The sequence below is a fragment of the Caballeronia sp. LP006 genome, assembly GCF_031450995.1.
GTDB lineage: Bacteria > Pseudomonadota > Gammaproteobacteria > Burkholderiales > Burkholderiaceae > Caballeronia.
Window position 1 is genome coordinate 939,892 of sequence record NZ_JARTVW010000004.1, and the last position, 15,401, is coordinate 955,292.

At 62.9% G+C, this 15,401-nt stretch carries 12 protein-coding genes and 1 tRNA gene; 2 read left to right on the forward strand and 11 right to left on the reverse strand.

Translation table 11 applies throughout. The features are described from left to right. Positions 1-146: 146 nt before the first annotated feature. The 5 genes from P9250_RS14405 to P9250_RS14425 form a co-directional block, all read right to left on the reverse strand. Positions 147-223 (reverse strand) — tRNA-Ile (locus P9250_RS14405). 125 nt (positions 224-348) lie between these two features. Next, the gene (gene rpoD, locus P9250_RS14410) at positions 349-2,409 is read right to left on the reverse strand and encodes an RNA polymerase sigma factor RpoD (protein ID WP_244829191.1); all 2,061 of its coding nucleotides are present in this window, start codon (positions 2,407-2,409) and stop codon (positions 349-351) included. A 425-nt stretch (positions 2,410-2,834) separates the two neighbouring features. Next, on the reverse strand, positions 2,835-4,715 hold the full coding sequence (dnaG, locus tag P9250_RS14415) for a DNA primase (protein ID WP_310393663.1): 1,881 nt from the start codon (positions 4,713-4,715) through the stop codon (positions 2,835-2,837). Between the two features lie 19 nt (positions 4,716-4,734). Next, the gene (locus P9250_RS14420) at positions 4,735-5,181 is read right to left on the reverse strand and encodes a GatB/YqeY domain-containing protein (protein ID WP_244829189.1); all 447 of its coding nucleotides are present in this window, start codon (positions 5,179-5,181) and stop codon (positions 4,735-4,737) included. A gap of 317 nt (positions 5,182-5,498) precedes the next feature. After that, a complete protein-coding gene (locus P9250_RS14425; protein ID WP_310393666.1) occupies positions 5,499-6,710 on the reverse strand; it encodes an NAD(P)/FAD-dependent oxidoreductase in 1,212 nt (403 codons plus the stop codon). 69 nt (positions 6,711-6,779) lie between these two features. On the opposite strand from P9250_RS14425, the gene tsaD reads away from it, so the two are divergent. Further along, positions 6,780-7,808 (forward strand): tRNA (adenosine(37)-N6)-threonylcarbamoyltransferase complex transferase subunit TsaD, encoded by a 1,029-nt coding sequence (tsaD, locus tag P9250_RS14430; protein WP_244829187.1) that lies wholly within the window; start codon positions 6,780-6,782, stop codon positions 7,806-7,808. A 221-nt stretch (positions 7,809-8,029) separates the two neighbouring features. On the opposite strand, the gene P9250_RS14435 is transcribed toward tsaD, so the two are convergent. Together P9250_RS14435 and P9250_RS14440 are read right to left on the reverse strand one after the other, a co-directional pair. Then, positions 8,030-8,656, reverse strand: coding sequence for a glutathione S-transferase family protein (locus P9250_RS14435; RefSeq protein WP_310393668.1), 627 nt, complete (start codon positions 8,654-8,656; stop codon positions 8,030-8,032). A 31-nt stretch (positions 8,657-8,687) separates the two neighbouring features. Further along, positions 8,688-9,932, reverse strand: coding sequence for an MFS transporter (locus P9250_RS14440; RefSeq protein ID WP_310393670.1), 1,245 nt, complete (start codon positions 9,930-9,932; stop codon positions 8,688-8,690). A gap of 106 nt (positions 9,933-10,038) precedes the next feature. On the opposite strand from P9250_RS14440, the gene P9250_RS14445 reads away from it, so the two are divergent. After that, on the forward strand, positions 10,039-10,956 hold the full coding sequence (locus P9250_RS14445) for a LysR substrate-binding domain-containing protein (RefSeq protein WP_250526560.1): 918 nt from the start codon (positions 10,039-10,041) through the stop codon (positions 10,954-10,956). Positions 10,957-10,964: 8 nt separating this feature from the next. On the opposite strand, the gene folE2 is transcribed toward P9250_RS14445, so the two are convergent. From folE2 to P9250_RS14465, 4 genes are all read right to left on the reverse strand, one after another. After that, a complete protein-coding gene (folE2, locus tag P9250_RS14450; protein ID WP_250509845.1) occupies positions 10,965-11,768 on the reverse strand; it encodes a GTP cyclohydrolase FolE2 in 804 nt (267 codons plus the stop codon). 146 nt (positions 11,769-11,914) lie between these two features. After that, positions 11,915-13,831: a 1-deoxy-D-xylulose-5-phosphate synthase gene (gene dxs, locus P9250_RS14455; protein ID WP_310393673.1), complete on the reverse strand. Its 1,917-nt coding sequence runs from the start codon at positions 13,829-13,831 to the stop codon at positions 11,915-11,917. A gap of 79 nt (positions 13,832-13,910) precedes the next feature. Next, positions 13,911-14,798, reverse strand: coding sequence for a polyprenyl synthetase family protein (locus tag P9250_RS14460; protein ID WP_250526558.1), 888 nt, complete (start codon positions 14,796-14,798; stop codon positions 13,911-13,913). Further along, the gene (locus tag P9250_RS14465; RefSeq protein WP_250526557.1) at positions 14,795-15,130 is read right to left on the reverse strand and encodes an exodeoxyribonuclease VII small subunit; all 336 of its coding nucleotides are present in this window, start codon (positions 15,128-15,130) and stop codon (positions 14,795-14,797) included. Before P9250_RS14465 ends, P9250_RS14460 begins: the two co-directional genes overlap by 4 nt. Between the last annotated feature and the right edge of the window lie 271 nt (positions 15,131-15,401).

Consider the following 15,401-nt stretch of genomic DNA (forward strand, 5'->3'; position numbering starts at 1 on the left):
AGCAAGAAAGGGAATGAGCGCCGAAGCGGCGCAGGCAAGCTGAGCAAGGCAGACAGCCAGCACGCTGAATGAGTAGCGTCGTTCTTGAAAGCCCCTCACCAGGGACGCAAAACCGCCAACGGTTTGATGACTTGAGTTGAAAAAGCTGGTGGGCCGGGTGGGGCTCGAACCCACTATCGGTCGATTATGAGTCGACAGCTTATACCAGTTAAGCTTCCGGCCCTTTTGAAAGCAGAGGGCAAAAAGAAAGCGCCATGGCGGCGCTTTCTCTAATACAAACGTTGCGCGACAACTGAAGGTTTGCGAGTTTGCCTCACAACGCCTTCCATTACAAGCCCATTGATCCGATCAGTTCCCTTCCAGGAAGGACTTGAGCTTGTCCGAACGGCTAGGATGCCGCAGCTTGCGCAACGCCTTCGCCTCGATTTGCCGAATCCGCTCACGCGTGACGTCGAATTGCTTGCCGACTTCTTCCAGCGTGTGGTCCGTGCTCATCTCTATGCCAAAGCGCATCCGCAACACTTTCGCCTCGCGCGGCGTCAACGAATCGAGCACGTCCTTCACGACATCGCGCATGCTGGCATGCAGCGCGGCATCGGAGGGAGCCACCGTGTTCGTATCTTCGATGAAGTCGCCAAGATGCGAATCGTCGTCGTCGCCGATCGGCGTTTCCATGGAGATCGGCTCCTTCGCGATCTTCATGATCTTGCGGATCTTGTCCTCCGGCATCTCCATCTTCTCGGCCAGCGTCGCCGGGTCCGGTTCCAGCCCGGTTTCCTGCAGAATCTGCCGCGAGATGCGGTTCATCTTGTTGATCGTTTCGATCATATGAACCGGAATGCGGATGGTGCGCGCCTGGTCCGCAATCGAGCGCGTGATGGCCTGACGAATCCACCATGTCGCGTATGTCGAAAACTTGTAGCCGCGCCGATATTCGAACTTGTCCACCGCCTTCATCAGTCCGATATTGCCTTCCTGAATTAGGTCGAGGAACTGCAAGCCGCGGTTCGTGTACTTCTTCGCAATCGAAATCACGAGACGCAGATTCGCCTCGGTCATCTCGCGCTTCGCCTGACGCGCCTTCAGTTCGCCCGCCGCCATCTGACGGTTGGTTTCCTTCAGGTCCTTGAGCGGTAACACGACGCGCGCCTGAAGGTCCAAAAGACGCTGCTGCTGCTCGCGAATCGCGGGGATATTGCGCTCGAGCACGGCGCTATAGTCGTGCCCTTCGGCCACTACTTTGTCGCCCCACTCCAGATCCGTCTCGCTGCCCGGAAAGCGCGTGATGAACTCCGCGCGCGGCATGCCGCACTTGTCGACGACCGTGTGCAGAATCTGCCGCTCGACCTGGCGCACTTCGTCCACTTGCGCGCGCAGCGTGTCGCACAAGCGCTCGACGGTACGCGCGGTGAAGCGGATGCTCATGAGTTCGGTCTGAATGGCTTCCTGCGCCTTCAGATAGGCCTTCGACTTGTAGCCTTCCTTCTCGTAGGCGCGCCGCATCTTGTCGAACCATTCGCTGATGAGCGAGAACTTTTCGAGTGACTGACGCTTGAGCGCTTCGAGTTGGGCGGCGTTCGCGCTGGCTTGCGCCGCGCCATCGTCGTCGTCCTCTTCCTCGTCGCTTTCCTCGTCCGATTGCTGCTCTACGTCCTCGGTCTCTATCGCTTCGGCTTCCTGTTCGGAAAAACCGTCAGTGTCTTCCGCGTTCGGGTCGATGAGGCCATCCACCAGTTCGTCGACGCGCGTCTCCTCGTTCTGCACACGCTCGGCCATCGCGAGAATGTCGGCAATGGTCGTCGGGCATGCGGAGATCGCCATGACCATGTGCTTGAGGCCGTCTTCGATACGCTTCGCGATCTCGATTTCGCCCTCGCGCGTCAGCAACTCGACCGTGCCCATTTCGCGCATGTACATGCGCACCGGGTCGGTCGTTCGGCCGAATTCGGAGTCGACGGTGGAGAGCGCGACTTCGGCTTCTTCCTCGACTTCATCGTCGGAAGAAGCGTTCGGCGCGTTGTCGTTCAGAAGGAGCGTTTCGGCATCCGGCGCCTGCTCGTACACCGCCACGCCCATGTCATTGAACGTGCTGATGATGCCTTCGATCGCCTCGGTTTCCGTAAAGTTATCGGGCAGGTGATCGTTGATTTCGGCATACGTGAGGAAACCGCGCTCCTTGCCGAGTTTGATGAGCGCACGAAGCTTCGAGCGACGCTCCTCGATCTCCTCGACAGTGCCGGGCGCGCTCGACGCGAACGCGTCCTTCAGAAGCGCCTTTTCCTTCGCACGGCGGTCGCGAGCCTTGGCCTTTTCGACCTTCGCCGCAGGCGCGGCGGTGGGCTCCGCAGTTTGCGTTGCGTCGTCTTCGACGGGTACATCGTTCAGCTTTTTCGTCATGGAGTTCGCCATACAGGCTTTAGTCTCGACTCGCGGCTGCTGGACAACAGCCGATGGAACCGTAAATACCAAATGCGCACGCTGCATCGTCCTGCGTGCCCTGCCCGGGGCGCCATCGCGGTTGAATCCGTCGCGGTTCATCACGGCGAATTCGCCAAACGCCCTTCACCACGATAGCAGCCGCTTCCCTTGCGCCCGTCTGTACGTCGGCGTGCTTTCCTGTCCGTTTCGTGTCGGAGCAATGCTCAAACGCGTGCTGCGCACCGCTTTTACATGACTCCGACAGCCGATTCAACCAGCGCCTTGCTGCAACTTCCCTGCTTCCTTCGCTAACTATTCCACGCACCAATGAAGGGATTTCACCCTTCGAAACGGGAGAGGAATTGACAAAAAGCAACTACTTTTTAACATTTTATTATAGCATCTCGCTATCCGGCTTAAGGGCTAGCCGCCCGTCCCGCCTTGATCTGCGCGATCTTCGCCGAAAGCTCCGAGAACTCCGCAACGTCTTCCGGCGAAAGTCCCGGCTGCCGCGCCAGCAAATCTAGCCGCGCGCGATAGCTGTCGTGTTGCAATTTCAGTACCGTCGCTTGCAACTCTTCGGCGAGCAGGCGTTTCTGCTCTTCCACACGCTGCGCGGCGTCCTCGTCGGACGGATCGCGCATCAGTAAATCCCGCACGTTTTCATCATAGGCGAGAATTTCCTGGAAGATATCCTCGTAGGTGGGCGCGTTTGCTGCGTTTCTCAAGATGTCTGAAAGCATCTGGAATTCTGCGCTCGCGCCCAGTTCGCGCGCATGCGCGATGACTTCGCTGAACAGTTCGCCATGCTCGGTCATGGTGACGAGCGTGCGTTCGCTGATTCGATCGAGCGATGCCGCGATGCCCGGATACATCACCAGATTGCGTAGCGCGCGCTGTTCCTGACCCGTGACACGCCGGCGTTCGCTCCTCGGCACCATCGCGCGGGCGACAGCGGCGGCACGCGAGTCGATGTCGCAAAGCGCGGCGATTTCCGTGAACGGCGTAGCGAGGCGGTCGGCCAGCATATGCAGAATCTGCACGCGCAATGCGTTGGCGGGCAGCGCCTGCAACAGCGGCTTCGCGTCGAACAGGGCCTTCGCGCGGCCTTCGGGCTGGTCGAGTTCCTTGTCGTTCAGCACCTCGTTGAGCAGGAATTGCGACAGCGGCATTGCGCGGTCGACTTGCTCACCAAAACCGTCGGCGCCGAATTCGCGCACATAGCTGTCCGGATCGTGCTCTTTCGGTAGAAACAGGAACTTGATCGTGCGGTTGTCCGCTGCGTGCGGCAGCGCGGCTTCGAGTGCGCGGCGCGCGGCGCGTCGGCCGGCGGAGTCGCCGTCGAAGCTGAAGACCACCGTTTCCGTCTGTCGAAAAAGCTTCTGTACGTGGACCGGCGTGCAAGCCGTGCCGAGCGTGGCGACGGCGTTCGCGAAACCTAGCTGCGCAAGCGCGACCACGTCCATATAACCTTCGACGACGAGCGCATAACCCAGTTCACGAATGGCAAGACGCGCTTCGAAAAGGCCGTAAAGCTCGCTGCCTTTGCTGAATAAAGGCGTTTCCGGCGAATTCAGATACTTCGGTTCGCCGCTGTCCAGCACGCGTCCGCCAAAGCCAATGACGTTGCCCTTCACATTTCGAATAGGGAACATCACACGTTCGCGGAAGCGGTCGTAGCGGCGCGCTTGCCCTTGCGCGTCGGTTTTTTCGCTGACGATTACGAGCCCTGCTTCCACCAGATTTTCATGGCGATAATCGGGAAACGCGCTTTCGAGATTCTGCCAGCCGTCGGGCGCGTAGCCCAAGCCAAAGCGCGCCGCGATCTCGCCAGTCAAGCCGCGTTTTTTTAGATAACCGATGGCGTTAGGCGCGCCGCGCAACTGTTTGCGATAGAAGTCGCAGGCGGTCTGCATGACTTCGGTGAGCGCGACGCTGACGGCCTTGCTCGGCGCGTTGGCGTAGGCGTCACCGCCCGCGCCACCCGCGCCGCCGCGAAACGACGGCTCCTGCGGCACGGTCAGACCCGCCGACTGCGCGAGGTCCTTCACGGCCTCGGGAAACGTCAGCCCCGTATGCTCCATCAAAAAACCGATGGCCGTGCCATGCGCGCCGCAGCCGAAGCAGTGATAGAACTGCTTGGTCGGACTGACCGTAAACGACGGGCTCTTTTCGTTATGAAACGGACACAAACCCATGAAGTTCGCGCCGCCCTTCTTCAATTGGACGTAACGGCCCACCACGTCGACGATATCGACGCGGTTGAGCAGGTCCTGCAGGAATGCGTGCGGTATCAACGTAGGCGAACGCCGCTGATTACTTGGCGAGCGCGGACTTGACCTGCGCGGAAACGGCCGTCATATCCGCCTTGCCCGCGAGCTTCGGTTTCAGCGCGCCCATGACCTTGCCCATGTCTTGCGGGCCGGCTGCGCCCGTCGCGGCGATGGCGGCCTCGACTTCAGCGGCGATGGCATCGGCGGAAAGCTGTTCGGGCATGTACGCCGCGAGCACGGCGAGTTCGGCGTTTTCCTTCGCCACGAGATCGTCGCGGCTGGCCGCTTGAAACTGGCTGATGGAGTCCTTGCGCTGCTTGATCATCTTGTCGACGACGGCGACGACGGCCGTGTCGTCGAGCGTGATGCGCTCATCGACTTCTCGCTGCTTGATGGCTGCGAGCAGCAGGCGAATGGTGCCGAGGCGCTCGGTTTCGCGCGCGCGCATGGCATTTTTCATGTCGTCGTTGATCTGATCCTTGAGGCTCATCGTTCACCCGGTGCAATTACGAAATTCGCGATATTGAAAACCCGGCTGGCGCGACGCGTGCCCGTGCGGCTCCCGACCCTTTCCGCTAAAGCAAAAACCCGCTTGGGAATGCTTCCTCAAGCGGGACTTTGAGCGAGGCCGTTGAAACCGCGGCGAAGCTTGAGGCCATCGTGACGTCAGCCGGAGCGAAAGAATCCGTGCCCGAACGCGCGTTTCGAGGCGCCTTCGAACAAATACGGAATCCTCCGATAACCGTTCGAGTATAGCAGGCGCGATGGCGTTTCGAGACCGCGCCACGGCGGCCGGAACGACCCGTCTCAGCCGTGCGCGAACTCCGCCGCGGCCTTGCCCGCCGCGACGCCGGAAGCCCACGCCCATTGAAAGTTGTAGCCGCCGAGCCAGCCCGTCACATCGACAGCCTCGCCGATGAAATACAAGCCCGCGACGCGCTCGCTCATCATCGTCGTGGACGAGAGTTCGCGGGTATCGACGCCGCCGCGCGTGACTTCGGCCTTGCGATAACCTTCGGTGCCGCTCGGCGTGATCGTCCAGTCCGACAACGACGCGCCAAGGCCCTTGAGCGTGCGGTCGGGGAGATCGGCGAGGCGGGCATCGACGGAAACATGCTGCGCTTCGAGCCACGCGTGCGCGAGCCGTGCGGGAACGTGGTCCGCGAGAAAGTTGCCTATTTGTTTCTTCGATCCCGCCTTGGCTTCGAGCAGGAGTTCGGTGGCGTCGGCGTCGGGCAGGAGATCGACGTGGATCGGCTCCGACGTATTCCAGAAACTCGAAATCTGGAGCACGCCCGGACCGGACAGCCCGCGATGCGTCAGCAGCAAGTCCTCGTCGAATTCACTGCGCGTCTTGCCCTTGCCCGTGCCGATGCGAACCGGCAGCGACAGCCCCGACAACGCAGCGAACGGCGCCCAGTCGGCGGACGTGAAAGTGAGCGGCACGAGCGCGGGAAGCGTCTCGACTAGCTTGTGGCCGAACTGTTTCGCCACGCGATACCCGAAATCCGTCGCTCCGATCTTCGGAATGGACAAGCCGCCCGTCGCGATGACGAGCGCGGCCGCGTCGATTGCGCCCGCCGAGGTGTCGAGCGTGAAGCGCGCGCCGTCGTGCCGGATCTCGTGGACGCTCACCGGGCGCCGCCACGCGACGCTGCCGGCATCGCATTCGCTTTTGAGCACGTCGATGATGGTTTCGCTCGAATCGTCGCAAAAAAGCTGGCCTTTGTGCTTTTGATGCCATTTCACGCGGTACTGCTTCAAGAGCGCGAGAAAGTCGCGCGGCGTGTAGCGCGCGAGCGCGGAGCGGCAAAAATGCGGATTCGCCGACAAGAAGTTTGCCGGCTGCGCGTTGAGATTGGTGAAGTTGCAGCGGCCGCCGCCCGAGATACGGATTTTTTCGGCGAGACGCTCGGCGTGGTCGATCAGCACGACGCGACGCCCCGACTGGGCGGCGACTGCCGCGCACATCATGCCGGCCGCGCCCGCGCCGATCACGGCGATATCGAAGGATTCCATGGCGCGCATTGTAACTGGGGGGCGTCGTTACACTGCTATACTTTTCTGTTCCCTTCAAGCGCTCAACCCATGCTAGTTCTCGGCATAGAAAGCTCCTGCGACGAAACCGGCCTCGCCCTCTACGACACGGAGCGCGGCCTCCTCTCGCATGCCCTGCATTCGCAGATCGCGATGCATCGCGAGTACGGCGGCGTGGTGCCCGAACTAGCTTCGCGGGATCACATCCGCCGGGCGCTGCCGCTCCTCGAACAAGTCATGGCCGAGGCCCACGCTGCGCGCGCCGACATCGATGCCATCGCGTTCACGCAAGGTCCGGGGCTTGCGGGCGCGCTGCTGGTGGGCGCGAGCATCGCCAATGCGCTGGCGATGGCATGGGACAAACCGACTGTCGGCATCCATCATCTCGAAGGACACCTGTTGTCGCCGCTACTCGTCGATGCCCCGCCGCCGTTTCCGTTCGTCGCGCTGCTCGTATCGGGCGGCCATACGCAACTGATGCGCGTCACCGATATCGGCGTCTACGAGACGCTCGGCGAAACGCTCGACGACGCGGCGGGCGAAGCCTTCGACAAGACCGCAAAGCTGCTCGGGCTGGGTTATCCGGGCGGGCCGGAAGTGTCGCGGCTGGCGGAATTCGGCACGCCGGGCGCGGTCACGCTGCCGCGTCCGATGCTGCATTCAGGCGATCTCGACTTCAGCTTCAGCGGCTTGAAGACCGCCGTGCTGACTCAAAGCCGCAAGCTCGGCGCGAATGTCTGCGAGCAGGCAAAGGCGGATCTGGCGCGAGGTTTCGTCGATGCAGCCGTCGACGTGCTCGTCGCCAAGTCGCTCGCGGCGCTCAAGAAAACCGGGCTGAAGCGGCTGGTCGTGGCGGGCGGCGTCGGTGCGAACCGGCAGTTGCGCGAGGCGTTGTCGGCTGCGGCAAGGAAGCGGCGCTTCGACGTGCATTACCCCGACCTGGCGCTTTGCACCGATAACGGCGCGATGATCGCGCTGGCGGGCGCGTTGCGGCTTGCCCGCTGGCCGGAGCAGGCCGGGCGGGATTATGCATTTACGGTGAAGCCCAGATGGGATTTGAGTTCGCTGGCGCGAGTTTGATCTTTGCGTGGCTTCGTGCGAAGTCTGGTTTGCTGAATTAACCGCCCGACGACCTCGACATAGTCAAAACCCACACTGATCGCAACACGCGACCAACGCCGGCCAACGCGCTCACGAATTAGCGACGCATGCGCCTTGCGCGAACGGGCGGCACGCACGCAACGGCAATATTCGCGCGGCCAATGCATCGCCAAATGAGGAAAAGGGCGTGGCTCCAACGTTCATTTCGGCGGATCGAACGCCTGCACAACCGCCCCGAACGCCGGCAGCGCCTCACACCGATCGCCATGCGCGATCAACGCCGGCCAGCGATTCCCGCTGACCAACGCCCCATGCGCTTCGCGCACGAACCGCAGCGCGCACGCAACGGCGATATCCGCGTGACCGATTGCATCGCCGAACCAGAAAGGCGTCGGACGCGCCGCGCGATCCGCTTCCAGCACGTCGAGCACGCGTTCGATCTGACCCGTGCAGCGCTCGACCCAAGCCTGCGACTTTTCCGCGTGCATCACGCGCTCGTAGACCAGCGCCACAGCCTTGTCCGCGAGACCCGTCGCGAGCGCACACACCTTCAGCGCCGCACGACGCTGCGCGCCGCTTTGCGCAATCATCGCGCGGTCGTCGCCGACGAATTCATCGAGATAGTCGAGGATCGTCGCGCTCTCGATCACCGTGTCGCCCGACTCCAGCACGAGTGTCGGCACGCGCGAGAGCGGATTGAACGGCGCGATCTTGCCGGCATCGCCGAAAGTCGACCACGGCCAATGCTCGTAGCCAATGCCATAAAGATTCAGCGCAATGGCCACGCGTCTGACAAACGGGGAATCGTATTGGCCGATGAGAATCACGACGCACTCCGCAAAGTTCGGGTCGAACAGTTTAAGCGCGCGCGGGCTTCGGAAACAATGGCCACGCGAGCAACGCGCACACGCCCGCCAGCAGCCACACGCCCGGCCACGAAGTGGCCGCCAGCACATGCGGAATGACAAGCGGCGTCACGAACAAGCCCACGTAGACGGCCGTGTTGGTCATGCCGAGCGCCGTGCCGGCGCGCTGCATGCCGGCGAGCGTGGCGAGTTCGGTGTACGCCACCCCATGCCATGCCGATACACAAATGCCCGCAAAGACCGACATCGCCGCGAGCAAGTACGGAAGCTGCGCGACGCCCAGCGCGGTTGCCGCCGCCAACGCCACGAACGACACCGACGCGACCACCACCGACCCGCGCAAATACGCGCGCCGGTTGCCGCGACGATCCGTATGACGGCCGCTCCAGACGCGCATGATCATGGCGCCGAGTTGCAGCGCGCCCATCGTCGCGCTGATCGCCGCGACGCCGAAGTGTCCCGCGTCGTGCATGAAAACCGTCGCGAAGGTCAGCACCGCGAATTGCGGCACGCACAGCACGCCGATACCGAGCACCACGCGCCAGATCCGCGCATCTCTCAACGGCGCAACCGTCGTTGCCTGCGATACCCCCGCGTCCGCGCGATGCGACCTTTCCGGGGGCTCATGCAGCCAGCGCCAGGTGAATGCGCCGGAGATCGCGCACATTGCGGCGAGCGTGCCGAACACCGCGCCAAAACCGTGCGATGAAGCGAGCCACGGCAGCAACGCCGCGCCCAGACCGCCACCCATCGGCACGGCGGTCTGGCGGATGCTCATCGCGAGACCGCGCTCGCCTTCGCCAAACCACGCCATGACCGCGCGCCCGCTCGATCCGTTGACGCTGCCGCCGAGCGTGCCGAGCAGGAACATCGCGAAAACGAGCCAGCCGAGCGCGGGCGCCGCGCCGAAGCCCGACGGCACCGCGAAGACGCTCATGCCGAGCAGCACGGCAGCCGTCGCGAACAGTCCCGTCAGCAAGACGGGCCGGTCGCCCCAGCGGTCGGTGAGCAATCCCCAAGGAAGTTCCGATACCGCAAGCCCCAGCCCGAGCGCGCCGAGCACGAGTCCGACTTCGCCGTTGCCGAAGTGATAGCCGCTGCGCATCCAGACGGCCGTCGTCGGAATGCCGCCGATCGCCGCCGAAAAGCTCGCGTTGGCGGCCACGCCCACGCCGAGCACTTTCCATCGATGCGCGCTCGAACGCGACGCTGTGTTCAAAGCTAAAGAAGTTGCCATGTCGCCGCCCTATTTTCAATTTGACTGAACCCAGTGTGACGACATACGATCATCCTGAAAATAGCAAAGTTTTGCATCGATCGTTCGATAAAACAGGATTGTTGCCATGACTCAAACCACGTTCGACCTCGCGGTTCTTCGCAGCTTCGTCGCGGGCATGGACTTGGGAAGTTTCGCCAAGGCCGCGGACCGCGTCGGTCGCTCGACTTCCGCCGTCAGCGCGCAGATCCGCAAGCTGGAAGAGCAGGCGGGCACGCCGCTTTTTCGTAAATCGGGACGTGGGCTCGCGCTCACCGACGCGGGCGCGGTGATGCTCGCCTATGCGCGCCGTCTCGTCGAATTGAACGATGAAGCGGCGGTCGCGGTGCGCGGCGTCGATCTCGAAGGCTGGATACGGCTCGGTCTGCAGGAAGACTTCGGCGAAGTTTTGCTGCCGGAAGTGCTGGGCCGCTTTGCGCGGGCGCATCCAAAAGTGCGGATCGAAGCGCGGGTGGCGCGCAACACCGAATTGCTGGAGCGTATCGAGTCGGGTCAGCTCGATCTCGCGCTCGTCTGGGGCGCAGGCAGCGCAACCGACGTTGGCAACGCAACCAGCCTCCCTCAACCGATCGCCGCGCCGCCGATGCGCTGGATCGTGTCATCGACAGTACCGTGGCAGTTCGATCCGGACGAGCCGCTACCGTTGATCGCGTTCGACCGTCCGTGTCTCTTTCACAGCGCGGCGGCCGCAGCGCTGGATCGCGCGGGCATCAAGTGGCGCATCGCGTTCACGAGTCCGAGTCTGTCGGGATTGTGGGCGGCCGCCGCCGCAGGTCTCGGCGTGACGGTGCGCACGGCCTATGGCGTGCCAACCACGGTGCGCGCCCTCGAATGCGATGAGAGCGGCTTGCCGTCGCTGCCGTCGATTCCGCTCGCGCTGCATCGCGGATCGGGCGCGGGATCGCCCGTGGTCGACCGGCTCGCGTCACTCGTGATGGATTCGGTGCGCGAGATGCACGCATCGACTCAAACCGTGGCGGCTTGAGCCTTCGCTCAACCGAGACGCTTGTCGCGCTCGATCACCGCATACGCGCTGTGATTGTGGATCGACTCGAAGTTTTCGGCTTCGAGCACATAAGCGACGATGCGCGTATCGGCATTCAGCCGCGTGGCCACGTCGCGCACGAGGTCCTCGACGAACTTCGGATTTTCATACGCACGCTCGGTCACGAACTTCTCGTCGGGCCGCTTGAGCAAGCCCCACAATTCACACGACGCCTCTTCCTCGGCGATTCGCACCAGTTCTTCCACCGCGACTTCGCCCGCCAACTCCGCCGTGATGGTCACGTGCGAGCGCTGATTGTGCGCGCCGTACTGCGAAATCTTCTTCGAGCAAGGACAAAGGCTCGTAACGGGGACGAGCACTTTCATGGTCATGCGCGTTTCGCCGTCGCGCGTTTCGGCAATAAAGCTTACGTCGTAATCCAGGAGACTCTGCACGCCGGACACCGGCGCGGTCTTCATGACGAAGTAAGGCAGACTCACTTCGATACGGCCGGAATGCGCCTCCAGTTTCGTGAGCATCGAGACGAGCAGCGCACGCAGGGAAGTTTGATCGAGCGGCTCGCGATTTTCCTCGAGCAGCGCGACGAAACGCGACATATGCGTGCCCTTTTGCTCGGCGGGCAGATGCACGTCGAGATTCCATACGCCAACGCTCGGCTGCACGCCGTTTGCCGACCGCACCGACAACGGATGCCGCACTCCCTTCACGCCGACACGCGCAATGGCGATCTGACGCGTATCAGGCGTGCTTTGAACGTCGGGCATCACGAAGGCGGGATTCATCTGGTTCATTGATTCTTGTCCTTGGGCTCGCGCGGTCTTTCCTGAAAGCGCGCTTCATAACTCGTAAGCGAAAACGGCGCGGATTGCGGCCCGCGCCGTGTAGAGACTAAGTGCAAAGCACGGCGCGCCCGAGCGCGCCGCGTCAGGCTGAAACGTCAGGCAACGCGCTTTTCCAGCTTGCCCGGCTGGGCGCTCACGACCGCGTTGAGAAAGCGCTCGCGAATAGACGTCGCGATACCCGCACCGTCCAGACCGACGCTTGCAAGCAGCTTCGCGGGATCGCCGTGATCGATGAAGACGTCCGGCAAACCAAGCTGAAGCACGGGCTTCACGACCGAACTGGCCAGCAGCGCTTCGACGCATGCCGAACCCGCACCGCCCATGATCGCGCCTTCCTCGATCGTCACGAGCGCGTCGTGAGTGGCGGCGAGTTCGCGCAGCAAGTCGGCGTCGACAGGCTTCACGAAGCGCATGTTGGCCACCGTCAGATCCAACTCTTCGGCGGCAACGAGCGACGGCGCGACCATGGTGCCGAACGCGAGAACGGCGATGCGCTTGCCCGAGCCGAGTTTCTGCGACGACTCGCGGCGCACCTCGCCCTTGCCAAGCGGAATGGCGGTCATTTGCTTGACGGTTGCCACGCCCGTGCCCGCGCCACGCGGATACCGCACGGCTGTCGGGTTCGGCTGCTGAAGCGCGGTGTAGAGCATCTGACGGCATTCGTTTTCGTCGGATGCGGCCATCACCGTCATGTTCGGGATGCAGCGCAGGAACGCGAGGTCGTAATTGCCCGCGTGCGTTGCACCGTCCGCGCCGACGAGACCCGCGCGGTCGATGGCGAACACCACTGGCAGATTCTGCAGCGCGACGTCGTGGATCAGCTGGTCGTACGCGCGCTGCAGGAAAGTCGAGTAGATGGCGACGACGGGCTTCATGCCGTCTGCAGCCAAGCCGCCCGCAAATGTCACCGCATGTTGCTCGGCGATGCCGACATCGTAATAACGATCCGGGAAGCGCTTTTCAAATTCGACCATGCCCGAGCCTTCGCGCATGGCAGGCGTGATGGCAACCACGCGCGAGTCTTGCGCGGCAGCGTCGCACAGCCATTCGCCGAACACCTGCGTGTAGGTTTTCTTCGAGGGCGCCGTCGATGGCTTGATGCCTTCGGCCGGATTGAATTTGCCGGGACCGTGATAGAGCACCGGATCGGCTTCGGCGAGCTTGTAGCCTTGGCCTTTCTTGGTCACGACGTGCAGGAATTGCGGACCACGCAGTTCCTTGATGTTCTGCAGCGTCGGAATGAGCGAATCGAGATCGTGACCGTCGATTGGCCCAATGTAGTTGAAGCCGAACTCTTCGAAGAGCGTGGCTGGCACGATCATGCCCTTCGCGTGCTCTTCGAGCTTGCGGGCGAGATCGAGCATGGGCGGCGCGACGCGCAGCACGCGTTCGACACCGGCGCGCGCGGCGGCGTAGAAGCGGCCCGACATCAGACGGGCGAGATGACGATTCAACGCGCCCACGGGCGGCGAGATCGACATGTCGTTGTCGTTGAGGATCACGAGCAAGGGCACGTCGTCGGCGACGCCGGCGTTGTTCATTGCCTCGAAGGCCATGCCCGCGGTCATCGCGCCGTCGCCGATCACGGCGATGGAATAGCGGTTGTCGCCCTGCAGCTTGTTGGCGATCGCCATGCCGAGCGCCGCCGATATCGACGTGCTCGAATGCGCCGTGCCGAACGTGTCGTACTCCGACTCGCTGCGGCGCGGGAAGCCCGAGATGCCGTTCAACTGACGCAACGAGTGCATCTGGTCGCGCCGGCCTGTCAGGATCTTGTGCGGATACGTCTGATGGCCGACGTCCCAGACGATACGGTCATTCGGCGTATCGAATACGTAATGCAGCGCGATCGTCAGCTCTACCGTGCCGAGATTGGACGAGAGATGGCCGCCCGTCTGCGACACGCTGTCGAGCACATAGGCCCGCAGTTCGTCGGCAAGCGGCTGCAGTTGGCGTCGATCGAGGGCGCGAAGGTCGGCCGGATCGTCGATGGTTTTCAGCAAGTCGTACATCGTCGTCCCATTTTAGGAAAACTGGCGTGATTCGTTCAACGCGGTCATTGCGCCGTGGGGTTCGTCACGCATTCAACGTTCAGTGCACCCGGTTCACAACCAGGTCGGCAAGTTCGGCCAGGCGCTGACCGCGCGCGCCGAACGGCTCTATTGCAGCGTGCGCATCGCGGCCGAGTTGCGCGGCGAGTTCGCGCGACGCGTCCAGCCCGATGATCGAAACATACGTGGGCTTGTCGTGCTGCGCATCCTTGCCCGCGGTCTTGCCAAGCGTGGCGGAGTCCGCCGTGACATCGAGGATATCGTCCACTACCTGAAACGCGAGGCCGACCGCGGCGGCGTAATGATCGAGCGCCGCGAGCGCCTTGGCGTCCGGACGTTCGCCCGCGAGCGCACCCATGCGCACCGAGGCGCGCAGCAACGCGCCCGTCTTCTTGCGATGCATGGTTTCGAGCTCCGGCCGCGACAGCTTGCGCCCGACGCTTTCGAGATCGATGGCCTGACCGCCCGCCATGCCGAGCGAGCCGCTTGCGAGAGCCAGTTCGCGCACGAGCGCGGCCTGCTGGGTATCGCTCAGACCATTGCCCTCGGATGTCAGCGCGACGAACGCCTGCGACTGCAACGCGTCGCCGACGAGCAGTGCCGTCGCTTCGTCATATTGCACGTGTACCGTGGGCTTGCCGCGACGCAACGCGTCGTCGTCCATTGCGGGCATATCGTCATGCACGAGCGAATAGACGTGAATCATTTCGAGCGCCGCGCTTGCCGCTTCGACGGCGGGCGCGCTCGCGTGGGTCAGTTCGCCCGCAGCGTGCACGAGAAGCGGCCGCACACGCTTGCCGCCGCCCAGCACCGCGTACCGCATGGCTTCGTGCAGACGCGCCGGCGCGATGTCCGTGCCCGGCAGATAGTGCTCCAGCGCGGTCTCGACGCGATCGAGCGTGGCACGCATCCATTGTTTGAAGCTCATAGGTCGTCGTCCCCTCGGTCGTTGGTGGCTCCTGCACCCTGGGTCGCGCGCTGTACCTCGGCGGGCAGCGGCTTGAGCGTCTCGCCATCGAGCACGCGCACCTGCTGCTCGACTTTTTCGAGCTGTTGTTGGCAAAAGCCCACAAGCGCGGCGCCGCGCCGGTATGCCGCGAGCGACTCCTCGAGACTCAGCGCGCCCGCTTCCATGCGGCCGACGAGTGATTCGAGTTCCGCGAGCGCTGTTTCGTAGTTTTCCGGAAGCGGCGCGGCGTCGTTGGCAAGCGCGCCTGCACCGGTTTCTTCGCGTGTATCGGGGACAGCGGTCTTCGCCATGAATCGTGGATGTGCAAATGTATTTTGGAACCAAGTCGCACATTCTACGGCAAAAGCCAGTTTTTCGACCCGAAACACGTCCGTCGCAAAGCGTGGAGACGGCTAATCCTTGAGCTTGCGCCACAGCCGCCCGGCGTAGGGACGCGACGCCCTCGCGCCGGCTTTGAACGGAACTCCTGCAACAATTTATACCCAAATCAAGACCTTATACGCCCGAGTGTGGCGGATTTCGGTATAATCGCGGGCTCCCTAAATCGAATCTTCGATGGTT